The sequence below is a fragment of the Arthrobacter ginsengisoli genome (assembly GCF_031456935.1).
In the GTDB taxonomy this organism is placed as follows: domain Bacteria; phylum Actinomycetota; class Actinomycetes; order Actinomycetales; family Micrococcaceae; genus Arthrobacter; species Arthrobacter ginsengisoli.
In genome coordinates this window covers 234,000-256,594 of sequence record NZ_JAVDVQ010000005.1, presented here as the reverse complement: position 1 = coordinate 256,594, position 22,595 = coordinate 234,000, and the positions used below count along the sequence as shown (strand labels likewise).

Here is a 22,595-nt window from a genome sequence, read left to right as displayed (position 1 = left end):
CTAGTACCTCACTCGCGGGTCGATCAGGGCTGCGGCGACGTCCACGATGAAGTTCGTGACGGCAACGATGACCGCCAGCAGCACGACGATGCCCTGGACCGCGACGAAGTCGCGGGCGTTCAGGTATTGCACCAACTGGTAGCCAAGCCCCTTCCACTCGAAGGTGGACTCCGTGAGGACGGCGCCGCCCAGCAGGAGGGCAATCTGGAGCCCCATGACTGTGATGATCGGGATCAGGGCAGGCTTGTAGGCATGTTTGGTCACGAGCCGGAAATTGCTGACGCCGCGGGACCTGCCGGCCTCGACGTAGTCCTTGCCCAGCGTGCCGATGACGTTGGTGCGGACCAGCCGCAGGAAGACCCCTGCCGTCAGCAGCCCCAGGGTGAGTGCAGGGAGGACTGAATGGGCCGCGACGTCGCCGTATGCGGCCATGTTGCCGCTGCGCAGCGCATCCAGCCAGTAGATCCCGGTCGGTGCGGCCAGGCTTCCCATGGCCAGTTCGGTCCTGGTGGAGGCCCGGCCTGCGACGGGCAGCCATCCGAGCCACACCGAGAACGTCAGCTTCATCAGGAGGCCGGCGAAGAACACCGGGGTGGCGTAGCAGAGGATGGCGAAGAACCGCAGGACGGCGTCGGGTGCCTTATCGCGCTTGTAAGCGGAGATGAGCCCGAGCGGGATGCCGACCAACAGCGCCACGATGAGGGCATTGATAGCCAGTTCGAGGGTTGCCACGCCAAAGGTGATGACCATTTCGACAACAGGTCGGCGGTCGGTGATGGTGGTGCCGAAGTTGCCGGTCGCCAATTGGCCGAGGTATTCAAAGTACTGCACGAGGATCGGGCGGTCGTAGCCGGCTTCATGGATGCGCTGTGCCAGCGCCTCCGGGGGAAGCCGGCCGCCCTGGGCGGCGGTAATGGGGTCACCGATGACCCGCATCAGGAAGAAAACCAAAGTCACCAGAATGAAAATGGTCGGAATGATCAGGAAGAACCGGACCAGGATGTAGGTCCCCAAGCCCCCACCCGAGGATTTTTTCTTGGACGGAAGGAGTCCGTCGGCGTCGTTTGGCGGCGCCTCTATCAATGTTGTCATTGGTACCTAAAATTGGGCTTTCGCCGCCAAGGGCGGGCCGGCGTGAACTGCAGGATGCGGCTATGACCAGCAAAGGCGGGGCGCCTCGAGGGCGCCCCGCCTCGCAGGCTGGTCAGGACAGCAGGGATGCAGCCTTACTTGGAGACAGTTCCCAAACGGAACTTGAAGGAGGCATCGAGGGTGGTATCGACACCCTTGACACCGCTGCCGGAAATGGCAACCTGCGCGCCCTGGAGCAACGGAAGCGTGGAGATGTCCTTGGCGAGGGCATTCTGGGCATCCTTGATCGTGGACTCGCGCTCAGTCTTGTCGACGGTGGTGAGCTGCTTGCTGATCAGTTCGTTGACGGTGGGGTTGTTGTAGTGGTTCTTCAGGAACCCGCCCTCCGGGAAGAACGGCGACAGGTAGTTGTCGGCGTCGCTGAAGTCCGGGAACCAGCCAAACTGGAACAGCGGGTATTCGTCGGCCCGGCTTGCCTTGCTGTAGGTGACCCATTCCGTGGACTGCAGGTTGACCTTGAACAAACCGGACTTCTCCAGCTGGTCCTTGATCATGGCGTATTCATCGCCGGAGGACTTGCCGTAGTGGTCCGGGTTGTACTGCAGGTTCATGGACACGGGAGTCGTCACACCGGCGTCGGCCAGGAGTTTCTTGGCCTTGTCCAGGCTGGGCTTGCCGGCGTCGCCGTAAGCATCCTTGAACGATTCGTTGGCGCCGAGGAAACCGTTGGGAACGTTGGAGTACAGCGGCAGGTAGGTGCCCTTGTAGACCTGGTCCGCGATGGCCTGGCGGTCAACGAGGTTGGCGATGGCCTGGCGCACAGCGGTCGCCTTGGCCGGATCGGCATCCGCAGCCTTCGCACCGAACGGCATGGTGTCGAAGTTGAACGTGATGTAGCGGATTTCACCGCCGGGGCCCACGTTGACCTTGACCTTGGAGTCCTTCTTCAGGTCATCGATGTCCGTGGCGCTCAGGCTGCGGTTTGCGACGTCGATGTTGCCCTGCTGGATGTCCAGCTTCATGTTGGTGGGGTCGGCGTAGTACTTGATCGTGGGGGTGTCGTTGGCTGGCTTGCCGAGGACGCCCTGGTAGTCGGGGAACGCTTTGAAGCTGATCAGTTCGTTCTTCTTGTACGTGTCGATCGTGTACTGCCCATGGAAGGCCTTGGCCTTGACGATCGAGTCGTCGTCAAGCAATTTGTCGGCCGGGAAGACTTCATCGTCCACGATCGGCGCGGCGGGGCTGCTGAGGATCTGCGCGAACGTCTGGTCGTTGGCCAGCTTCAGCTTGAAGACGACGGTGTTGGCATCGGGGGCGGTGACGCTGTCCACGTTGGCCAGCAGGCTGGCGGGGCCGGCGGGATCGTTGATCGTGGTCTGCCGGTCGAAGGAGAACTTGACGTCCTTGGAGTCGAGTGTGTGACCGTTGGCCCACTTGAGTCCCGGCTTGAGCTTGACCGTGTATTCGGTCGGCGAAGTGAAGGATGCGGACTCGGCCAGGTCCGGAACCGGATCGGCGCTGCCCGGCTTCGAGTTGAGCAGGAAGGAGTAGATCTGGTTCATCACCATGAACGAACCGTTGTCGTACGAGCCCGCGGGATCCAGGGCCGTGACCTTGTCCGTCGTACCATAGGCGATCGGGCCGGTGGCCGCAGCCGATGACCCGCCAGCGCCGCCGGTCGGGCCGGTGCAGGCGGTCAGTGCGAAGGCGGATACCCCGACGAGCGCGATGGCGCTCTGCAGGGCTTTTTTGTTCATTGCCATCTGTGAACTTTCTGTTCGATGAGTCCTAGGGCGCAGCCCGCCGTCGATAAGACGTCGTGGCGGGCGACGCGCTGTTCCTGATGCGTAGATTCAATCAGAAGATCATTTGGTGAATCGTTACATCATGTGAGATGAGACACAAAATTTACACGAACAGGCGGAACTCGTCATTTTCTTCAGGTATCCCGCCGGAATTTCGGCAGGGGCCCACAGCGCCGCGGCGGCACGGGAGCGGGACCCGGAGCCGGGCTGCCAACAGGAAAGCCGCACACCGGGGGTGTGCGGCTTTCCTGTTGGCGAAGGAGCCTTCGCGGGCCAGCAGGCTGCTAGAGCGCGGCCCGCTGCAGCGAACGCGCGGCATCGATCGTGGCCTGGCCCAGCACGCGGCTGCCCTGGTAGAGCACAACGGTCTGGCCGGGAGCCACGCCGCGCAGCGGCTCGGTCAGGGTGACCACAAGCTCGTCCCCCGCCATGTGCGCGCGGGCCGGGACGGGGTCGCCGTGGGCACGGACCTGGGCGTAGCAGTCGAACCCATCTCCGGTTGCCACTTCGGCGATCGGCAGCCCGGCCCAGGAGACCTTGATGCCGCGGATCTCATCGATGGCCAGAAGGGCCTCCGGACCCACCACGACCTTGTTTTCCTTCGGCCGGATCTCCAGCACGAAGCGCGGCTTGCCGTCGGCGGCCGGGGTGCCAAGCTTCAGTCCGCGGCGCTGGCCCACCGTGAACGCATTGGCGCCGGGGTGCTCGCCGACCTTCGTGCCGGACTCGTCCACGATGTCGCCGGTGGTCATCTCGATCTTCTCTGCCAGCCAGCCGGCCGTGTCGCCGTCCGGGATGAAGCAGATGTCATGGCTGTCCGGCTTGTTGGCGACGGAGAGCCCGCGGCGTTCGGCCTCGGCACGGACCTCGGCCTTGGACGGCGTGTCCGCCAGCGGGAACATGGAATGCTTCAGCTGCTCGTGCGTCAGCACACCCAGGACGTAGCTCTGGTCCTTGGCCCAGTCCGCGGCACGGTGCAGTTCCGGGTTGCCCTGGGCGTCGGTAATCACCTTGGCGTAGTGGCCCGTGCAGACGGCGTCGAACCCGAGGGCGATCGCCTTCTCCAGCAGCGCGGCGAACTTGATCCGCTCGTTGCAGCGCATGCACGGGTTGGGCGTGCGTCCCGCGGCGTATTCGTCGATGAAGTCCTGGACCACGTCTTCCTTGAAACGCTCCGAGAAATCCCACACGTAGTACGGAATTCCGAGCACGTCGCAGGCCCGCCAGGCGTCGCGGGAGTCCTCGATGGTGCAGCAGCCGCGGCTGCCGGTGCGAAGGGTTCCGGGCATCCGGGACAGCGCGAGGTGGACGCCGACGACGTCGTGTCCGGCCTCTACGGCGCGGGCTGCGGCAACGGCGGAATCGACGCCGCCGCTCATGGCTGCAAGAACTCGCATACTGACTTTCGTTGGGGGTTCGGGGGTTGCTGCCGGCACCGGCGGCTGATGGCCGCGATTTAGCACAATGCCTGCCGCCCCATTCTATCGCCACGCCGATTCCGCACCCAAAAGGCCTTGACGGCCCCTCGCGGCCCTTCTAAAGTCAAATGCAATGGTTTTAGATTCACTCCCGTGAAACGCGGCACCGGTTGCGCCGGCGGCCGCAGGAATCGAGCGCATCATGGCCACCGAAAACATTGTGATCGTGGGCGGCGGACTTGCCGGCGGCACCGCCGCCAGGACCCTCCGGGCGCAGGGACATGGCGGGCCGGTGATCCTGCTGGCAGCGGAGCGGCACCATCCGTACCTCCGCCCGCCGCTGTCCAAGGACTACCTGCTGGGCAAGGCCGGCGAGGACGCCCTGCCCGTGGCGCCGGCCGACTGGTATGGCGAGAACGGCGTGGAACTGCGGCTGGGCACGCCCGTCACGGGGATTGATCCAGCCGCCCGCACCGTCGCGTTCGACGGCGGGACGCTGGAGTATGCTTCGCTGCTGCTGGCCACCGGCGCCCGGCCCCGGCACCTTCGGCTGCCCGGCAGCGACCTGGCGGGCGTCGGCACCTTCCGCACCGTGGACGACAGCCGGCACCTTCGAACCGGCCTGGCCGGCGGCGGCCGGAACGTCGTGATGATCGGCTCGGGCTGGATCGGGATGGAGCTGGCCGCGGCGGCGAGCTCCTATGGAAACTCCATAACCCTGCTGGGGCTGGAGGAAGTGCCGCTGGCCGCGGCGATCGGGCCCGAGCTGGGCGGCTTCTTCCGTTCGCTGCACGAGTCGAACGGCGTCCGGTTCCGGCTTCCCGCCTCGGCCGCCGGGATCAGGGGGAAGTCGGGCAGGGTCACCGGCGTGCTGACGGATTCCGGGGAGGTCCTTTCCGCGGATCTCGTGATCATCGCCGTGGGCGTGGTCCCCGAGGTGTCGCTGGCCGAAGCTGCGGGCATCACCCTGCGGAACGGCATCCTCACGGACGCCTCGCTGCGGACCTCAGCGCCGGGAATCTATGCGGCCGGGGACGTCGCCAACGCCCTGCATCCCTTCACCGGCGAGCACCACCGCAGCGAGCACTGGTCCAACGCCCTCAACGGCGGCAAGGTGGCAGCCCGGGCGATGCTCGGCCTGGACGCCAAGCTGGACACAATCCCCTACTTCTATACCGACCAGTTCGATGTCAGCATGGAGTACTCCGGCTTCCCTGCGCTCGTCGCCGGGAAGCCCACAATCCGCGGCTCGCTCGAGGGTAAGGAATTCCTCGCCTTCTGGCAGCGCGACGGGCGCGTGGTGGCGGGAATGAATGTCAACTGGCCGCGCGCCGCCAAGCCCCAAAAAATCATCAAGCAGCTCATCACAGCCGCTACCGCCGTGGACCCCCATGCCCTCGCAGATCCGGACGTTCCGCTGGATCAGCTCATTCCGGCCGGGTAGCCGCTCCCGGCGCCCTGGCCGGCGGAATGGCGGGCGACGGTACCGGCGGTCTGGATGCTGGACTCGTGGCCCGCCATGCCGGCCTGGCGTGCGCGCGTGTACGCGCCGGGCAGGGCGGCCAGGAGCGCGTCGACATCGGCCCCGGTGGACGCATGCCCCAGGCTGAACCGCTGGGCGCCCCGGGCCGTGTCCTCGTCCAGTCCCATGGCCAGCAGCACATGGGACGGCCGGGGAACCCCCGCGGTGCAGGCCGAACCGGTGGAGGATTCCACCCCGGCCAGATCCAGCAGGAAGAGCAGCGAATCGCCTTCACAGCCGGGGAAGGTGAAGTGCGCATTGCCCGGCAGCCGTCCGGAGCCGGGGGCCCCGCGCAGCACGGCGTCGGGCACCGCGGCCAGGACGCCGTCGATCAGCCGGTCCCGGAGCGCTGCGATGCGCGCTGCTTCCTCCGGAAGTTTGGCAGCAACGGCTTCGGCCGCCGCGGCAAAGGCCGCGATGGAGGCGGTGTCGAGGGTGCCGGAGCGGACGTCCCGCTCCTGTCCCCCGCCGTGCTGGACCGGGGTCAGTTTCACGGCGCGGCCCAGCAGAAGGGCCCCGACGCCGACCGGCCCCCCGATCTTATGCCCGGAGATGGACATGGCGTCGAGTCCGCTGGCCCGGAAATCCACCGGCACCGAGCCGAACGCCTGGACAGCGTCGGAGTGGACGGGAACGCCGGCCCGGTGCGCCAGACCGACGACCTCCGCAATGGGCTGGATGCTCCCGACTTCGTTATTGGCCCACATCACCGTGACGAGGGCGATCGACGCCGGGTCCCGGGCGAGCTCTGCCTCCAGCACCGCCAGATCCACCACGCCATCGGCGCCCACCGGCAGCCAACAGGCCTCGGCGCCCTCGTGCCGCTCCAGCCACTCGACGGTGTCCAGCACCGCGTGGTGTTCGACGGCGGAGCACAGGATGCGCGTGCGGGCCGGGTTCTCCGCACGCCGGGCCCAGTACAGGCCCTTGACGGCAAGGTTGTCGGCTTCGGTCCCGCCCGAGGTGAAGATGACTTCAGAGGGGTGCGCCCCGGCGGCGGCTGCCAGCGCCTCGCGGCCGTCCTCGACGGCGCGCCGGGCGCTGCGCCCCGATCCGTGCAGCGAGGACGGGTTGCCGGTCCGGGCCAGTTCGCGGGTCAGCGCTGCGAGCGCCTCCGGGGCAAGGGTGGTGGTGGCGGCATGGTCAAGGTATACGGGCACAGGGCAATTCTACCTGCGGGCCTGCCGCGGCACTGGTGTAGATTCGAGCGGTGAAAGCGCCCCTTTACCTGGTTCTGGCCACCCTCTTCTGGTCGGGCAATTTCGTTGTCGGCCGGGCCGCTGTCACTTCGATGTCCCCCCTCGACCTGACGTACTGGCGCTGGACCTTCGCCGCCGTGCCGCTGCTGCTGCTGGCCCATTTCGTGGAAAAGCCGGACTGGCGGGCCGTACTCAGCCGCTGGCCGGCGCTCCTGCTCCTGAGTGCGCTGGGAATGGGCGCCTATACTCTCCTGCTGTACGCGGCGCTCGGCCACACTTCCGCCGTTAACGCTTCCCTGATCACGGCCGCCAACCCTGCCCTGATCGTGGTGATGGCGATCGTCCTGCTCGGTGAGAAGGCCACACGCCTCGGCTGGCTCGGCATCGGCCTCGGCCTGCTTGGCGTGCTGCTGGTGTTGACCCGGGGCGAACTGCAGCGCGTGCTGAGCCTTTCGATTAACACCGGTGAACTCATCATGATCGGCGCGATCCTGGTCTGGGGCTGCTACACGATCATCGCCCGGAAACTGGATATCCCCGCCATCGCAGCCACCGCCATGCAGGTGGTGATGGCGTCCTTGACGCTGACACCGTTCGCCCTCGCCCTGGATGTGCGGCTTCCCCAGACGCCTGCCGAGGGCTGGTCGCTGGCCTACATCGTGGTCTTCCCGTCCCTGGGCGCCTACCTGTTCTGGAACCTGGCCTTGAAGACCACCCCGCCGGGAACCGCCGGGAACTACCTGAACCTGATTGCGGTGTTCACCGCAATCATCACGGTGGCCCTGGGCACGCCGCTCACCTCCGCCCAGATCGCGGGCGGCGTCCTGGTAATCGCCGGCGTGCTGCTGACCGGGATGAAAGTGCGGGCCAAACGCCCGGTGGCCGCAGGCTCGAGCCTGGGCTCCTAGGAAATGGGCTCCTGCACCGGCCGGATCCGCGCGCAGCACTGCGCCGGCAGCGCGGCTCCGTGCGAGCGGAGGTCCTCGATGGCGAGAGCCTGGACCCGGGCCGGATCGATGCCGCATCCTGCCGCGGCCCCCGCCAGGAAGGCGCCGTTCATGGCGCAGACAACTTCGGTATGGCCCGCGGCGATCCGGTGGAACGGGCAGTTCAGCAGCACCAGACCACCCGCGGCGTCGTCCTCCGGCCGGTAGCCTTCCGCAGCGAGGAACTCCGCGAAGCTGTCATCCGCGGCTGCGTCCCGGGCCTCCGAGGGGCCCGCACCCTGGGCCTTGGACCGGGCCGCCGCCTGCCCCCGCGCATATGCGGTCCGCTCGAGCGCGTCGCGGGCGGAACCGCCGCCGGCCGTTGACTCCTCGATGGCCGAGACCAGCAACTCGGCGGCCAGGTCGTAGTTCCGGTCCGGCACCGACGCCGCGACCTCCCGGACGGCCGCCAGATACAGCTTGGCCGGGCGGCCCGAACCGGGTCCGCCCCTGGCGCCAAGTTTCCGGAACTCCACGGCCAGGAGCCCGTCCTGCACGAGACGGTCGAGCTGGAAGGACGCCGTGCTCCGGGGCAGGCCGAGGGCGCCGGCGGCATCGTCACGGCTGACCGCGCACCCGGCGGCGGCGACGAAGTCGAACAGCTTCCGGCGGTTCTCATCCCCCAGTGAGGCAACGGCCGCGATCCTGCGGTTCCAAGGGGCTCGCGTCATGGCATCAGCCTAACTCTAAAAACAAGATTCATTGCTTAACTGTCGTCTCCATTCTAAAATCAAACTACCTACTTTTAGAAGGAGTCATCATGAAATCCTCGACAGCACTTAACACCCCCGCCGGGACGCTGGCCGCGGCTCCCCAGCAGCAGGCGTTCCTGCTGCTGCGGACGGTCTTCACCGTCGCACCGGTGCTCTTCGGCCTGGACAAGTTCACCAACGTGCTGACCGACTGGACCATGTACCTGGCGCCCGTGGTCACGGACGTTGTCCCGCTGCCGGCGCAGACCATCATGTACGCCGTCGGCGTGGTGGAGATCCTCGCCGGTCTGGCGGTGGCGCTGAAGCCGCGGTTCGGCTCGCTGCTCGTGGCGGTCTGGCTGCTCGGCATCATCATCAACCTGATCGTGCTGGGCAGCTTTTTCGACGTGGCCCTGCGCGACTTCGGCCTGCTCGTCGGCGCACTGGCGCTGAACCGGCTCGCCTTGGCGCAAGGACAGGGCCGGTAACCCGGACGATCCGCCGCAGTCGGTCGGGTGCTCAGTCCGACAGCGGAACGACGGCGGGTAGGGCCGCGGCGTCGTCCGGCGCGGTGGCGGGGGTGGCGGGAACAATAAGTGCCGGTGCGCTCGTTGTTCCCCTAGCCGGTTAAACTGGCCGGGCCGGACGTCCAGGATGGGCTGGCACCATCGACACAAAGGATTCTTGCTTGACGCAGGGCAGCAGCTCGCATTATCAGGTCCTCCGGATCCCAGTGACGGCGACGGACAAGGAAATCAAGGTGGCCTACCGCAAGGCCGCCCGCACCGCGCACCCGGACCACGGCGGCGACCCGGCTGCCTTCCGGCGCGTCACGCTCGCCTATGAGACGCTGATCGATGCCAAGAGCCGGGCGGACTACGACCGCTCCTACGGCAGCGGCCGTGGCGGCTTCGCCGGTCCGCCCGCCGACGAGGGGGCCCACTTTGACGCCCCGGCGGCAGGGAGCCGTGCATCCGCCAACGTCCGGCGCCCCAATACGCCCCGCAATACCGCGGCCGACGCCCCGGTCTACGTCCCTGCCTTCGAGCAGTACGCCCTGACCGGCGAGGTTCCGCTGATCCCGGAGGAGCTGGCCCGCCAGCAGGTTCACGGCGTGCCCCGCAAGCGCGGGATCTTCGGCGCGGAGGCCAGGATCCAGCGGGAAATGCGGACCGTTCAGCTCATCAGCCGGCAGATCCTCCCCGTCATCCCGGCCGCGCGGCTCATCAACGGCCTGCAGTCCCCGGCGGACAACAGCCACATCGACCATGTGGTCCTCGCCGGCTACCGCATGGCGATCGTCGGCTCCATGCTGCTGCCACCCGGGGCCTACGCCTGGAACGGCAGCGCCCTGACCCACGGCGGCCGGTCAGTTGCCCCGCCCCAGCTGGCCCACGTGGTGCGCCGGATGCAGGACATCTTCCCGGAACTGAATGTCACCGGCTGGACCGTGGTCCACAGCACCAACGGCAACCTGCACGAACCGGTGATCGACCGGCACCGCCGCTCGGGCCTGCACGAGACCGTCCAGGTGGTCAATGCCGCCGGCCTGGCACGCGGCCTCAAGCAGTTCCTGAGTTCCGGGCCTGCCCCCAACACCGTGATCGTTCCGGTACTGGCCCGGCTGCTGCGCGGGATGCACTAGCACAATCGCTAGGATGGAACAGTGTTCCGCATCCTCTTCCACACTCCAGAAATTCCCGGCAATACCGGCAACGCCATTCGGCTGGCTGCCATCACCGGCGCCGAGCTGCACCTTGTCGAGCCTCTGGGCTTCGACTTCTCCGACGCCAAGCTGCGCCGGGCAGGCCTCGACTACCACGACCTCGCGGTCGTGACGGTGCACCGGGACCTCGACGCAGCCTGGGCGGCCCTGGCTCCGGAACGGGTTTTTGCCTTCACCTCGGACGGCGAAGCCTCCTACACTGACATCCATTACCGGGCCGGGGACGTGCTGCTGTTCGGCCGCGAATCCGTGGGCCTGCCCGAGGAACTCAAACACGACCCCCACGTCACGTCGCGCGTCCGGCTTCCGATGCTGCCCTCGCTCCGCTCGCTGAACCTTGCGAACGCAGCCTCGATCGCGGTCTACGAGGCCTGGCGCCAAAACGGATTCGCCGGCGCCAAGCTGTAGCCACCGTAATTCTTTCCGCCGCAGGGCCCATCCGGGATCCCTGCTGTCCCGAATCACTGGTGAAGCCCAGTTGAACAAACGGGCCGGGAGCAGGGAAAGGAGCGAGGAGGGGCGGGTGACAACAGCGAAGACGGACAGACGTCCGGCCCCGAAGTGCCCGGGCGACCTCGCCGCGGGCGTCTCCACTCCTGATCCGTGTTCGGCGGCGGGCACCTTATGCTTGAAGGTGATGGAAACTCCCAACGCCCCGAACCCCGAGGCCGCTGCTCCCCCGGGCACTCCAGCCGACGCAAACCGCCGGCTGGAAGCGCTGCTGGAACAGATCTCCCGCGGTGACGAGGCAGCCTTCGCCGAGTTCTATGAACTCACGTCCCGGCGCGTCTTCGGCATGGCCCGGCGCGTGCTGATTGACGTGGAACTCAGTGAGGACACCACCCAGGAGGTCTACCTCCAGGTCTGGCAGAACGCCGCCAAGTTCAACCCCGACGCCGGCAGCCCGCTCGCCTGGCTCATGACCATCTCGCACCGCAGGGCCGTGGACAAGGTCCGTTCCTCGCAGTCATCCACGGACCGGGAGGCGAAATACGGCGCCAGCAGCCAGGACATCGACCATGATTCCGTTTCCGACGAGGTCGGCAGCCGGCTCGAGGCCGAAGCTGTGGTCCGGTGCCTGGACACGTTGACCGATACCCAGCAGGAATCCGTGCGGCTTGCCTACTACGGCGGTCTCACCTACCGGGAAGTCGCAGAAAAGCTCAACGCTGCGGTGCCCACCATTAAGTCCCGCATCCGCGACGGACTGATCCGGCTGAAGACCTGTCTGGGGGTGAGTTGAAATGACCGACATGAACGCGCAGCACAAAGGCCGGGTCCCCGGCGGTTTTGCAGCCGATATCGCCACCGACCTGGCATCGGGCCGCGCGGCTGACCTCGCCGAGGTGTATGCCCTGAACGCCGTGGACGACGCCGAACGTGCCGCCATCGAGGCTTACCTCGCTTCGGCTCCGCAGGCAGAACATGCCGCCTTCGACGACCGGGTCCGCCAGGCCCGGGAAACGCTCGCCACCAGCTTCACCGCCGAGGAGGAACCCCCGGCTGCCCTGCTGGAGAGAATCATGGCGTCCCTGCCCGCCCAGAACTCCGCCGCGCCCCCGGCGCAGGAGCCGCCGGCGGTCCCGCCGGTTGTGGCCAGGCCCGTCCGCGAGGCGACCGGACTTTCCGTCACCGATGAGCTCGGCGCGGCCCGCAAGCGCCGCGACGAACGTCGCCGGCCGCAGGGGATGCGCAACTGGCTGGTCGGTGTGGCCGCCGCTGCCGTCATCGCCCTGGGCGGAGTTGCCGTCGGTGCCTACGTGGCCAACCAGAACGATCCGCTGAGCCAGGTGCTGCAGGCCGGCGATGTGCAGCAGGCGACGGTCAACGTCACCGGCGGCGGCACGGCCACCGTCTCACTCTCGCCGTCGAAGGACGCGATCGTCGTCAAGATGAATGACGTCCCGGCTCCGCCGCCCGGCAAGGTCTACCAGATGTGGCTGATCCCCAAGGACGGCTCGGCTCCGGTGTCCCAGGGCCTGATGGACGAGGAAGCACTGTCCAAGCCGGCCGTCGTCAAGGGCGTCAGCACGGCATCAGCCCTGGGCATCACGGTGGAACCTGCCGGCGGCTCGACGTCGCCGACCACGCCGCCCGTGGCCGAGGCCCCGCTGGGCGCCTAGCGTCGGGACCGCGACCCAACAAAGCCGCGCGGGCGTTGATCCTTACTTAAGGTTCAACGCCCGCGCGGCTTTTGGTTTGCGTCCCGGGCTGGCTTGGCGGCTTAGCCGGCTAGATGATGAGCGACAACAGCATGATCAAGCCGAAGCTGACTACCGAAATCAGGGTCTCCATCACGGACCAGGTCTTGAACGTCTGGCCCACCGTCAGTCCGAACAGCTCCTTGACGAGCCAGAATCCGGCGTCGTTCACGTGCGAGAAGAACAGCGAGCCGGCGCCGATCGCGAGTGCCAGCAGGGCTGCGTGCGTCGGCGGCAGCGAACTGGCCAGCGGTGCCACGATGCCGGCGGCCGTCACGGTGGCGACGGTGGCCGATCCTGTCGCCAGGCGCAGGGCGACGGACACGATGAAGCCAAGCACCAGGACGGACATGTTGGCCCCCTCGGCCCACGCCTTCACGGCATCACCCACCCCGGCACCAATCAGGGTCTGCTTGAAACCGCCGCCCGCACCGACGATCAGGAGGATCCCCGCGATCGGGCCGAGGCTGGCACCGATCTTGCTCGTGATCCTGGCGCCGTTGAGACCCACGGCGTAGCCAAAGGTCACCATCGCGAGCAGGACGGCCAGGGTCATGGCGACCAGCGGCTGCCCGACGAAGTCGAAGAACATCCGGATGGCCGGGGCCGTCCTGGGATCGGGCCAGATAATGTCCACGACAGCCTTGAGGAGCATGAGCACCACCGGGAAGAGGATGGTCAGCAGCGTGACGAGGAAGCTCGGCGGGCGTTTGACTCCTTCCATGTCCGCGCCGTGCACCGTGTCGACGCCGCCGGCGACGGCGGGCGCTCCCACCGGCACCCACCGCGCTGCCAGCCGCGAGAACAGCGGGCCACAGATGATGACGGTGGGGATGGCGACGAGGATGCCGAGGGCCAAAGTGGTCCCCAGTTCAGCCTTGACGGCGCTGATCGCGATCAGGGGTCCCGGGTGCGGCGGCACCAGGCCGTGCAGCACGGACAGGCCGGCCAGCGCCGGGATCGCGATGCGCATCAGCGGCATCTTCGAGCGCTGGGTGACCAGCACGATCACCGGCAGCAGCAGGACGAGCCCGATCTCGAAGAACATCGGCAGGCCGATGATCACAGCGACGAGCGTGATGGACCAGACCAGCTTGTTCCCCGTGGCCTTGGCCAGGAGGGTGTCGACCACCCGGTTGGCACCGCCGGAGTCGGCAAGCAGCTTGCCCAGCATCGCGCCGAGCGCGACGAGCAGCCCGACTTCCTTCAGGACGCCGCCCACACCGTCCTCGAAGTTGGCGATCACCCTGGCCGGTTCCACGCCGGCGGCGAGGCCGACGAATCCGGAACCCAGAATCAGGGCCAGGAAGGGGTGGAACTTGAACTTGGCGATCAGCACCACGAGCAGGGCGATGCCCAGGCCCGCGATGAGCAACAGTTGGGTGTTGATACCGGCCGCCGCCTCAACGGCAGCCGGATGCTGCAGGGCTAACAGAGTGTGCAAAGGGTGTTCCTAGCTGGAATGACTGGTGGACGGACTGGCAGGATGGCTACTGGCTGGTGGCGCCGCCGTCGCCGAGACCCAGCCGGTCGATGATCTCCTGGGCTTCTTCCGCGGGTGTGGCGGAGACGCTGAGGCTGATGTAGGTTTCGTCCCCGCCCGGCGCTTCGAGTGCCTCGAACTGGGACTCGAGCAATGCCGGGGGCATGAAGTGCCCGTGCCGGGAGGCCAGCCGGTCCGAGATCCGGTCCTTGGCGCCGTCGAGGAAAACAAACACCACACCGTCGCCGCGCAGGACATCCCGGTAGCGCTTTTTCAACGCGGAGCACGTGACGACGCCGGGCGTCCCGGCTGCGGTGTGGGCACGGATCCACCCGGCGATGCTCTCCAGCCAGGGCCAGCGGTCCTCGTCGGTCAGCGGCTGTCCGGCGTGCATCTTGGCCACATTCGCCGGCGGGTGCAGGTCGTCGCCTTCCGCGAGATCCCAGCTGAGCCGGCCGGCCAGCAGCCCGGCCACGGTGGACTTTCCTGATCCCGAGACGCCCATGATGACAAGTACGGGGTGCTGCGCAGTCTTCGCCATTAAAGTCTGCCTTCCTCAATTAAATATGATTTAAACAGAGGCCAGCTTAGAGGAGAGGACAGCGGGGGGCAACACTAGAAGCCGGCGATGGTCCCGGGGCCGTTGACTGTGACGACGTGGAACGCCTCGGCGCTGCGACCGGCCGGGAATCCGCCGCGTTCCGCCGTCCAGTGCATGAGTCCGCGGACGGTGCGGTCCATGGCCTCGATGTCGGGGTGTTGGCTGACGTGGACGTGGATCGCGGCGAGTTTGCCCTCGACATGTTCCGTGACGTCGACGAAGTGGTTGTCGCGTTCCGCCGGGCCCGCGAAGAGCCACAGCCACGGCAGCTTGTAGGCCTCCAGCCCGGCTGCTGCCAGCTCCGGATACGCAAACGGGTTCTCCAGTGCCGGATACACCGCCCGGGTCACTGCCTCCCCCACCGCCAGATGGTCCGGATGGCTTTTCTGGAGCCTGCTCCAGTCCCGCTCCGGGTGCATCGAGAGCACGACGTCGGGCCGGAGCTGCCGGATCAGCCGCACCACGTCGCGGATCACCCCGTGCGAGGGCTCGAGGTAGCCGTCGCGCTCGTGCAGGTAGTGAATGTCGGTCACCCCGACGAGGGCGGCGGCCCGGCGTTGTTCCTCGTTCCGCAGCCGGACAATCTCGTCCCGCTGCCCGGGGTCGAAGCCGCCGGCGTCGCCGTCGGTCATGATGCAGTAGCTGACCTGGACACCCGCGGCGGTCCAGGCGGCGATGGCGCCGGCGGCGCCGAAGTCGATGTCGTCCGGGTGCGCGGCGAAACAAAGCACCCGCTCGATCCGGTGGCGGTCCGGATCGAACGGGCTCTGCGCCTGCGCGGCAACGGTGTTCAAGGAATCAGCCCCGGCGCTTCTTGATTTCTGCAGTGGCCTGCGGCAGGACCTGGAAGAGGTCCCCGACGATGCCGAAGTCGGCGATCTCGAAGATGGGCGACTCGGCATCCTTGTTCACGGCGACGATCACCTTGGCGGTCTGCATTCCGGCCTTCTGTTGGATGGCCCCCGAGATGCCGGCTGAGATATACAGCTGGGGCGAAACGGTCTTCCCGGTCTGCCCGATCTGCGCGTCGTGGCCGATCCAGCCCGCGTCCGTTGCGGCGCGCGAAGCCCCGATGGCCGCACCGAGGGCATCGGCGAGCTCTTCCACCGGGCCGAAGTTGCCGTCGACGCCGCGGCCGCCGGCGACAACAATCCGCGCCTCGGCAAGATCCGGGCGGCCGCTGGCGGCCTTCTCGCTGCGGGCCGTGATCCGGGCCGCGGCCGTGGTTGCACCCGCCGGCACGTCCACGGTAACGGAAGCCGGCGCCGTGCCCGTGACGGCCGGTTCAGGCGTGAGGCTGTTGGCCTTGACCGTCAGGACGGCGACCGGGGTCGTGGCCTTCGCGGCCGTCAGATAGGAACCTGCCAGAACGGACTTGTGCGCGGTTCCGTCGGGGTCCACCGCGACGACGTCGGTGATCACGCCGGCCCCGAGCTTGATGCCGAGACGCGCGGCGACTTCCTTGGCCTCCGCCGAGTTCTCGGTCAGGACGACAGTGGCACCGGCGGTCTGCACCGCGGCAGCCAGGTAGGAGGCCTTGGGACCGACGAGGTAGTCGTCGAGGTCCGCCACTGAAGGCCGGTAGACCGCCTGGGCGCCATAGGCCGCGAGGGTTTCCGCGACGTCGTTGTGCAGGTCGCCGTTGAAGGCGACCGCAGGCTCGCCCAGGGACCGGGCCATGGTGAGCAGCTCCAGGCTGGCCTTCTTCAGGGCCTGACCGGGGTTGTCAATGAATACCAGTACTTTTGCCATGTCTGAGAATCCCCTTAGAGCAGCTTCTGGGCGGCCAGGAACTCAACCAGCTTGATGCCGGCGTCGCCCTCGTCGGTGATGATGGTGCCGGCGGTGCGTGCCGGGCGTGCTTCGGCGGATTCGACGGCGGTCCAGGACCCGGACCGTCCGACGTGCGCCGGGTCGACGCCGATGTCGGCAAGGCTCAGCGTGGTAATGGACTTCTTTTTGGCCGCCATGATGCCCTTGAAATTCGGGTACCGGGGGTCGTTGATCTGGTCCGTAACCGAGACGAGGGCGGGCAGGGTGGCCTCGACCGTATCCGCGTGGGAGTCGCCGTCGCGGCGGGCGATGAGTTTGCCGCCGTCGAGCTCCAGCGAGGACGCGAAGGTGAGCTGCGGCAGGTCGAGCCGCTCCGCGAGCTGGGCGGGGACCAGGGACGTTTCGCCGTCGGTGGAGGCCATGCCGGTGATGATGAGGTCTGCGGGGGTGTCAGCGCCGAGGTGGCGGATGGCTGCGGCCAGCGCGAGCGAGGTGGCGGCGGCGTCGGACCCGGCCAGCGCGTCGTCGCAGAGGTGGACGCCTTCGCTGGCGCCAATCTGCAGGGACTTCTTCACTGCGTTGACGGCACCGGCGGGTCCCATGCTCAGGGCAATGACCTTGTTGCCGGCCGCTTCCCCGCCCCGGGCCTCGGTCAGCTGCAGCGCGGCTTCGAGGGCGTACTCGTCCAGTTCGGACAGGATGCTCTCGGAGCGGTCCGTGGTGTGGCCCTCACCGGTAAGGTGACGGTCGAACTGGGCGTCCGGGACGTGCTTGACCAGCACGATGATCTTCAATGTCTCTTCCACTGTGTTTACAGCAGCCTTCCATGCGGGTGGACAGCCAGCCGGGTGGGGTCGTGGCCACGGAACACCGGGGAGTGCCGGGTAGTTCCTAGCTAACCATATCGGGGGTGGCCGGCGAGGCTTGGGTTAAGGCCTGTGTCAGGGCCGCGCACCGCAGTGCGAAGGCCGGACAGCACCTTGTGGTGCTGCCCGGCCTTTCGGCTTGGATCCCTGCCAGCCTTACTGTTCGGCGGCTGCGCTTACTGTTCGGCGGCTGCGCTTACTGTTCGGCGGCTGCGCCGAGGGTCACGTCGAGCTGCTGTTCTTTGCCGTCGCGGACGACGATGACCTTGACCGATGCCCCGGCCGGCTGCTCGCGCACGGCGGCAGTGAGCTGGTTCGGATCGCTGATGGCGAGTTCCTGGAACCTTGTCACGACGTCGCCGACCTTCACCCCGGCCTTGTCGGCAGCGGAGCCGGCTTCAACGGTGGCGACCTCGGCCCCGACGGAGAAGCCGGAAGCCGAGGAGCTCGCGGTCTTCTGCTTCACGCTCACGCCGAACTGGCCGTGGGTGGCTTTGCCGTTGCTGATGATCTCCTGCGCGACCCGCTTGGCGTGGTTGATCGGGATGCTGAACCCAACGCCGATGTTGCCGCTGGCCGAGGAGTCACCGCTCGCCGAGGCGATGGCGACATTCACGCCGATGATCTCGCCCTTCGTGTTGACCAGGGCACCGCCGGAGTTGCCGGGGTTGATGGCTGCGTCGGTCTGGATCACGTTGATCGAGATGCTGCCCTGGTTGGTGTTGGTCTGACCCTGCCCGCCGTCCGGCGGGGCAAACTGGAAACCCTGGTCACCGCCCTGCGGGCTGTCCGCGCTGTTCTTGGGAGCTGCCGACGAGGCAACGCTGATGGTGCGGTTCAGGGTCGAGACAATGCCGTCAGTGACGGTCCCCGTGAGGCCCAGGGGCGAGCCGATCGCGACGGCGGTGTCGCCGACGTTCAGCTTGCCGGAGTCGCCCAGCACTGCCGGGACCAGGCCGGAGGCGTTCTGGATCTGCACCACCGCGAGGTCCGACAGCGGATCCGTGCCGACGATCTTGGCGCTGTAAACCTTGCCGTCACTGAGCCGGACTTCGATCGAGGCGTTCGCCGCCGTGCCGTCGAGGGTGACGACGTGGGTGTTGGTGAGGACATGGCCTTCTCCGTCCAGAATGATGCCGGAGCCGGTGCCGCCCTCACTGCCGTTCGTGGCCTTGATGGTGACCACACTGGGAGTGGCCTTCACCGCGGCCGCGGTGATGGCATTCACGTCATCCCTGTTGTTCACGATCACAGGGCCGGCCTGGCTGCTGCTGCTGTTGGAACCCAGGGACGTGATGGCCCGGTCCCCCAACAGCTGGGTGGTCCCGGCGACCACGCTGCCGCCGACCAGGCCAGCGGCGAGGATGCTGGCCACCAGGGTCGGGACACCGAAGGCAGCCTTGCGCTTGGGGGCGTGGGCAGGGTTGGACGCGTACGGCGAACCTGGCTGGTTGCCGCCAAAGCCGCCGTACTGCGGCTGGCCGTACGGGACCTGGCTGTATGGGGCCTGGCCGTGCTGGACGTTTCCCTGCTGGCTGTGCGCCTGCTGCGGAAGGCCAAATGCCGGGTTGGCCCCGGCCTGGCCGTATCCGTGGTTCTGCTGCGGGTTGGGCTGGCCGGGAGCGCCCTGCTGGACGCGCTCCTGCGCGGCATCGAACTGCTGCGTCTCCGGTGCCGGGGGATGGCCGTAGGACGGCCGGTGTTGCGGGTAGACCGGCTGCGGGGCGTTGTCCGCAGCCGGGTCCAGCCGGAGGGTCGGATTCGCCTGTGCTGAGTCCGGCGCCGGGGCAGCCTGGGGGCGCCCCGAAGTGCCCTCGTTCGGCGTGGCAGGCTCCCGGTTCTCTGGTGACGCGCCCTGCGCTGGGTTCTCAGACATAAGACTTCCTTTCATCCTCGTTTGTATTAACTATGGACGATCTCACTGATACTAGAGCGCACGTTTGCTGGGAGGTTGCTGAACGCCACGAATGGCTGCTGGCAGCGTTGCTGCCGGGGCTGCTGACGGCTTTGTTGACCACCTTAAGCGCTTTTCGCTGGTGGCATATTCCCGCCGGTGGACTGCCAATTGGGTGCACCATAGAATCAAATGGAATTGCCACAGCGACCTGCGGCTTTACATCTGCGTGGGGGCGCTGCTGCATTCTGTGACGACCGGTTCGGCCCGAACTGGTCGCAGAAGTGCCGAAGGGTTGCACATGCGGTCTACCTATAAACGTCTCCTCGCCGTTCTTGGCGTCGCCGGGCTGCTGGCGCTTCCCGCCGCCCCGGCCCTCGCTGAAGATCCGGTTACGCTCGACCCCGTCACGAAGGTGGTTGACTCCGCCGGCGTCCTGCGCGACCGGAGGGGCGAGGTGGAACAGGCCATCCAGCAGCTCGGCACCGACCACGCGATGACGTACCACGTCGTCTACGTGAAGAAATTCGAGAACCCCACCGACCGGGTTGCCTGGGCCACCGAGGTGGCGGAAAAGGCAAACCTTGGCGCCAATGCCATGATGTTGACGGTTGCCACGGACACCCGCCAGTACCAGTTGAGCAAGCCATCGAACAGTAAGATCACGAACGCCCAGCGCGACACCATCGTGTCCAGCGCGGTTGACCCGAACCTGCGCAAGGGAGACTACGCGCAGGCAGCCATCGACAGCGCGGCAGCCATCGGCGATGCCGCCAGCGGAGGCAAAGGTACTGTCCCGTCTGAAGATGGCGCCGGAAACGCCGTGCTGGTTGGCATCGGTGTTGTCGCGGCCGGCGGCGCAGGCACGTACCTCTACCTCCGCAACCGCCGGAAGAAGGCCGCCGCGGGAGCGGCGGCGGGCAACGGCCCGCAGGGGGCCCAGCCGGATCCGCTGGCCGGGCTCACGGTCGAGGAATTGCGCCGCAAGAGCGGCTCACTCCTGATCGAGGCCGACGACGCCATCAAGTCCAGCGAGCAGGAGCTTGGCTTCGCGCAGGCACAATATGGTGACGCCGCCGTCGGAAACTTCACGAAGGCTTTGCAGGACGCCAAGGGGCACATGTCCGAGTCGTTCAAACTGCAGCAGCAACTCGATGACCACATCCCCGATACCGAGGAGCAGCAGCGGGCCTGGCTGACTGAGATCATCCGCCGTTCCGAGGCCGCGCTTGGCTCCCTGCTGGAGCAGAAAACCGACTTCGATTCACTGCGGGAGCTGGAGAAGAACGCCCCGCAGGCCCTGGCCGCGGTCAGCACCGGCGCGGGTGAGGCGGAAGCAAGGATCGCCAGCGCCGAGCATTTGCTGACGGAACTGCGGGGCAAGTACGCCGAGGGCGCGCTGGTACAGGTGGCCGACAACATCACCCAGGCCAAGGAAAGGCTCGCGTTCGTACAGAACGCCTCCGTCACCGCCCGGGAGAAACTCACCGCCGGCGAAGGTAGCCTCGCGGCCGTCGCCGTCCGGGCGGCGGAAGAGAGCCTGCACCAGACGAACGTGCTGATCGGTGCCATCACAAAGGTCGCCGGGAGCCTCGATGAGGCGCGCAGCGGCCTTGAGTCCGCGGTCGTCGACACCTCCCAGGACCTGGCCCAGGCCCGGGCCCTGATCCAGTCCGGGGCGCACCCCGAGCTGGCCGGGCCGGTCGCCGCGGTGGAAGCGGCACTGGCGCAGGTCAAGGCCGAAATCCAGGGCGGCAAGATCGATCCGATTGCCACTCTGGAGCGGGTCGAGACGGCGCACCAGTCGCTGGATACTGCCCTTTCCGGCATCCGTGACCAGCAGGAACAGATCCGCCGTGCGCAGGCGTCGCTGCAGCAGAGCATCATGTCCGCGCAGGCGCAGATCAGCGCCACCTCGGACTACATCACGGCCCGCCGCGGCGGCGTGGGCACCGAGGCCCGAACCCGTCTGGCAGAGGCCCAGCGGAACCTGGACTACGCACTGTCAATCTCCCGCACCGACCCGGTCACGGCGCTGCAGTACGCCCAGCAGGCGCACGCACTGGCGGCGCAGGCGGCACAGCTGGCCCAGTCCGACGTCGACCATTTCGGCGGCTACGCCAACCAGGGCTACGGCCGGGGCGGAATGTTCGGCGGCGGCGGAGGCGGAGGCCTGGGCGGCGCCATCCTCGGCGGCATCCTGATCAACTCCATCCTGCATGGTGGCGGCGGAGGCGGCGGCCTGGGCGGAGGCGATTCCGGCGGCGGCTGGGGTGGCGGCTGGGGCGGTGGCGGCGATTCCGGCGGCGGCTGGGGCGGCGACTTTGGCGGCGGCGGCGACTTCTAGACAACCCGTGGCCAACAACCGGGTTACACAGACTAGGCGCCGGCGGGAACGCTCCGGCCGGCGGATAGAAGCGGTACATTTCTCTGTTCACCGAAATTCAGTGGGAACCACTGAGCAGGACGAAAGGTAACACCATGAAGCAGTCCATTTTCGGCCGCATGGCGCAGCTGGCGAAGGCCAACATCAATTCCCTGCTGGACCAGGCGGAGGACCCGCAGAAGATGCTGGACCAGATGGTCCGGGACTACACCAACAACATCGCCGAAGCCGAGTCGGCCGTGGCCCAGACCATCGGCAACCTGCGGATGCTCCAGGACGACTACAACGAGGACATCAGGAATGCCCAGGACTGGGGCAAAAAGGCCCTCGCTGCGTCCCGCAAGGCTGATGAGTACCGCGCCAAAGGCGACATTGGCGACGCCGAGAAGTTCGACAACCTCGCCAAAGTGGCGCTGCAGCGCCAGATGTCCGCGGAAAACGAAGCAAAGTCCGCCGAGCCAAGCATCGCATCCCAGTCCGAGGTCGTGGACAAGCTCAAGCACGGCCTGGACCAGATGAAGGGCAAGCTCAACGAGCTCACCAGCAAGCGCAACGAGCTGGTGGCCCGCTCCAAGACCGCCGCGGCCCAGACCCAGGTGCACGATGCCATGAAGAGCATCGACTTCATGGATCCCACGTCCGAGGTGGGCCGCTTCGAAGAGAAGATCCGACGCGAGGAAGCCAAGGTGCGCGGCCAGCAGGAACTCGCCGCCTCCAGCCTGGACGCACAGTTCAACTCGCTGGAGGACCTCGGCGAGCAGACCGAGATCGAGGCCCGGCTCGCCGCGCTGAAATCCGGCACCTCTCCCGCCGCCATCGGCGCCGGTGAAAGCCGCCCCGCCGGTTCGACCGTCGACGAAACAGACTTCGACAAGCTGTAGGCACTCCCCCGGCGCGTTTCCGCCGGACCCTGACACCGGACAGGCCAGAGGCCGGGCCCGGATCGTCCAC

20 protein-coding genes are annotated in these 22,595 nt (G+C 67.2%); 9 read left to right on the top strand and 11 right to left on the bottom strand.

Annotated elements, in window-relative coordinates; all coding sequences use genetic code 11:
• The 3 genes from J2X01_RS08420 to mnmA form a co-directional block, all read right to left on the bottom strand.
• Entirely contained in the window at positions 1–1,092 is a 1,092-nt protein-coding gene (locus J2X01_RS08420) for an ABC transporter permease (protein ID WP_310055557.1), read from the bottom strand.
• A 134-nt stretch (positions 1,093–1,226) separates the two neighbouring features.
• On the bottom strand, positions 1,227–2,855 hold the full coding sequence (locus J2X01_RS08415; protein ID WP_310055554.1) for an ABC transporter substrate-binding protein: 1,629 nt from the start codon (positions 2,853–2,855) through the stop codon (positions 1,227–1,229).
• A gap of 326 nt (positions 2,856–3,181) precedes the next feature.
• Positions 3,182–4,294: a tRNA 2-thiouridine(34) synthase MnmA gene (mnmA, locus tag J2X01_RS08410; RefSeq protein WP_310055552.1), complete on the bottom strand. Its 1,113-nt coding sequence runs from the start codon at positions 4,292–4,294 to the stop codon at positions 3,182–3,184.
• A gap of 223 nt (positions 4,295–4,517) precedes the next feature.
• Between mnmA and J2X01_RS08405 the strand changes: the two genes are divergently transcribed.
• Positions 4,518–5,759 carry an NAD(P)/FAD-dependent oxidoreductase gene (locus tag J2X01_RS08405; protein ID WP_310055550.1) on the top strand — a complete coding sequence of 414 codons (1,242 nt, stop codon included), beginning with the start codon at positions 4,518–4,520 and terminating at the stop codon, positions 5,757–5,759.
• Here J2X01_RS08405 and J2X01_RS08400 read toward each other — a convergent pair.
• A complete protein-coding gene (locus J2X01_RS08400; RefSeq protein WP_310055548.1) occupies positions 5,738–6,997 on the bottom strand; it encodes a cysteine desulfurase family protein in 1,260 nt (419 codons plus the stop codon). The two genes, J2X01_RS08405 and J2X01_RS08400, sit on opposite strands and share 22 nt — an antisense overlap.
• Positions 6,998–7,047: 50 nt before the next feature.
• Between J2X01_RS08400 and J2X01_RS08395 the strand changes: the two genes are divergently transcribed.
• Positions 7,048–7,944, top strand: a complete 897-nt coding sequence (locus tag J2X01_RS08395; RefSeq protein ID WP_310055546.1) for a DMT family transporter — start codon at positions 7,048–7,050, stop codon at positions 7,942–7,944.
• Here the strand turns inward: J2X01_RS08395 and J2X01_RS08390 are convergent.
• The gene (locus tag J2X01_RS08390) at positions 7,941–8,693 is read right to left on the bottom strand and encodes a helix-turn-helix transcriptional regulator (protein ID WP_310055543.1); all 753 of its coding nucleotides are present in this window, start codon (positions 8,691–8,693) and stop codon (positions 7,941–7,943) included. The two genes, J2X01_RS08395 and J2X01_RS08390, sit on opposite strands and share 4 nt — an antisense overlap.
• A gap of 89 nt (positions 8,694–8,782) precedes the next feature.
• On the opposite strand from J2X01_RS08390, the gene J2X01_RS08385 reads away from it, so the two are divergent.
• The 5 genes from J2X01_RS08385 to J2X01_RS08365 all read left to right on the top strand — a co-directional run bounded on the left by J2X01_RS08385 (position 8,783) and on the right by J2X01_RS08365 (position 12,563).
• Positions 8,783–9,202 (top strand): DoxX family membrane protein, encoded by a 420-nt coding sequence (locus tag J2X01_RS08385; protein ID WP_310055540.1) that lies wholly within the window; start codon positions 8,783–8,785, stop codon positions 9,200–9,202.
• Positions 9,203–9,402: 200 nt separating this feature from the next.
• Positions 9,403–10,359, top strand: a complete 957-nt coding sequence (locus tag J2X01_RS08380) for a J domain-containing protein (RefSeq protein WP_310055538.1) — start codon at positions 9,403–9,405, stop codon at positions 10,357–10,359.
• A 21-nt stretch (positions 10,360–10,380) separates the two neighbouring features.
• Positions 10,381–10,848, top strand: coding sequence for a tRNA (cytidine(34)-2'-O)-methyltransferase (locus J2X01_RS08375; protein ID WP_310055534.1), 468 nt, complete (start codon positions 10,381–10,383; stop codon positions 10,846–10,848).
• A gap of 229 nt (positions 10,849–11,077) precedes the next feature.
• A complete protein-coding gene (gene sigK, locus J2X01_RS08370; RefSeq protein WP_310055532.1) occupies positions 11,078–11,683 on the top strand; it encodes an ECF RNA polymerase sigma factor SigK in 606 nt (201 codons plus the stop codon).
• Position 11,684: 1 nt separating this feature from the next.
• A complete protein-coding gene (locus J2X01_RS08365) occupies positions 11,685–12,563 on the top strand; it encodes an anti-sigma factor (protein WP_310055530.1) in 879 nt (292 codons plus the stop codon).
• A 109-nt stretch (positions 12,564–12,672) separates the two neighbouring features.
• On the opposite strand, the gene J2X01_RS08360 is transcribed toward J2X01_RS08365, so the two are convergent.
• The 6 genes from J2X01_RS08360 to J2X01_RS08335 form a co-directional block, all read right to left on the bottom strand.
• The gene (locus J2X01_RS08360; protein WP_310055617.1) at positions 12,673–14,076 is read right to left on the bottom strand and encodes a GntT/GntP/DsdX family permease; all 1,404 of its coding nucleotides are present in this window, start codon (positions 14,074–14,076) and stop codon (positions 12,673–12,675) included.
• A gap of 55 nt (positions 14,077–14,131) precedes the next feature.
• Positions 14,132–14,665, bottom strand: coding sequence for a gluconokinase (locus J2X01_RS08355; RefSeq protein ID WP_310055527.1), 534 nt, complete (start codon positions 14,663–14,665; stop codon positions 14,132–14,134).
• A 74-nt stretch (positions 14,666–14,739) separates the two neighbouring features.
• Positions 14,740–15,519 (bottom strand): PIG-L deacetylase family protein, encoded by a 780-nt coding sequence (locus tag J2X01_RS08350; protein WP_310055524.1) that lies wholly within the window; start codon positions 15,517–15,519, stop codon positions 14,740–14,742.
• 4 nt (positions 15,520–15,523) lie between these two features.
• Positions 15,524–16,477, bottom strand: coding sequence for an electron transfer flavoprotein subunit alpha/FixB family protein (locus J2X01_RS08345; protein ID WP_310055522.1), 954 nt, complete (start codon positions 16,475–16,477; stop codon positions 15,524–15,526).
• A gap of 14 nt (positions 16,478–16,491) precedes the next feature.
• Positions 16,492–17,292: an electron transfer flavoprotein subunit beta/FixA family protein gene (locus J2X01_RS08340; RefSeq protein ID WP_310055614.1), complete on the bottom strand. Its 801-nt coding sequence runs from the start codon at positions 17,290–17,292 to the stop codon at positions 16,492–16,494.
• Between the two features lie 268 nt (positions 17,293–17,560).
• Positions 17,561–19,240, bottom strand: coding sequence for a S1C family serine protease (locus J2X01_RS08335; protein WP_310055520.1), 1,680 nt, complete (start codon positions 19,238–19,240; stop codon positions 17,561–17,563).
• Between the two features lie 319 nt (positions 19,241–19,559).
• Here J2X01_RS08335 and J2X01_RS08330 point away from each other — a divergent pair, with 319 nt between their 5' ends.
• Positions 19,560–21,605 carry a TPM domain-containing protein gene (locus tag J2X01_RS08330; protein ID WP_310055517.1) on the top strand — a complete coding sequence of 682 codons (2,046 nt, stop codon included), beginning with the start codon at positions 19,560–19,562 and terminating at the stop codon, positions 21,603–21,605.
• Between the two features lie 134 nt (positions 21,606–21,739).
• Positions 21,740–22,525 (top strand): PspA/IM30 family protein, encoded by a 786-nt coding sequence (locus J2X01_RS08325; RefSeq protein WP_310055515.1) that lies wholly within the window; start codon positions 21,740–21,742, stop codon positions 22,523–22,525.
• Positions 22,526–22,595: the final 70 nt, after the last annotated feature.

Excerpts from the sequence above, each read along its gene's own strand:
- J2X01_RS08420 (WP_310055557.1), bottom strand. The coding sequence starts at position 1,092 with ATGACAACATTGATAGAGGCGCCGCCAAACGACGCCGACGGACTCCTT.
- J2X01_RS08365 (WP_310055530.1), top strand. The coding sequence starts at position 11,685 with ATGACCGACATGAACGCGCAGCACAAAGGCCGGGTCCCCGGCGGTTTT.
- J2X01_RS08335 (WP_310055520.1), bottom strand. The coding sequence starts at position 19,240 with ATGTCTGAGAACCCAGCGCAGGGCGCGTCACCAGAGAACCGGGAGCCT.
- mnmA (WP_310055552.1), bottom strand. The coding sequence starts at position 4,294 with ATGCGAGTTCTTGCAGCCATGAGCGGCGGCGTCGATTCCGCCGTTGCC.
- J2X01_RS08390 (WP_310055543.1), bottom strand. The coding sequence starts at position 8,693 with ATGACGCGAGCCCCTTGGAACCGCAGGATCGCGGCCGTTGCCTCACTG.
- J2X01_RS08330 (WP_310055517.1), top strand. The coding sequence starts at position 19,560 with ATGCGGTCTACCTATAAACGTCTCCTCGCCGTTCTTGGCGTCGCCGGG.
- J2X01_RS08415 (WP_310055554.1), bottom strand. The coding sequence starts at position 2,855 with ATGGCAATGAACAAAAAAGCCCTGCAGAGCGCCATCGCGCTCGTCGGG.
- J2X01_RS08405 (WP_310055550.1), top strand. The coding sequence starts at position 4,518 with ATGGCCACCGAAAACATTGTGATCGTGGGCGGCGGACTTGCCGGCGGC.
- sigK (WP_310055532.1), top strand. The coding sequence starts at position 11,078 with ATGGAAACTCCCAACGCCCCGAACCCCGAGGCCGCTGCTCCCCCGGGC.
- J2X01_RS08345 (WP_310055522.1), bottom strand. The coding sequence starts at position 16,477 with ATGGCAAAAGTACTGGTATTCATTGACAACCCCGGTCAGGCCCTGAAG.
- J2X01_RS08355 (WP_310055527.1), bottom strand. The coding sequence starts at position 14,665 with ATGGCGAAGACTGCGCAGCACCCCGTACTTGTCATCATGGGCGTCTCG.
- J2X01_RS08325 (WP_310055515.1), top strand. The coding sequence starts at position 21,740 with ATGAAGCAGTCCATTTTCGGCCGCATGGCGCAGCTGGCGAAGGCCAAC.
- J2X01_RS08385 (WP_310055540.1), top strand. The coding sequence starts at position 8,783 with ATGAAATCCTCGACAGCACTTAACACCCCCGCCGGGACGCTGGCCGCG.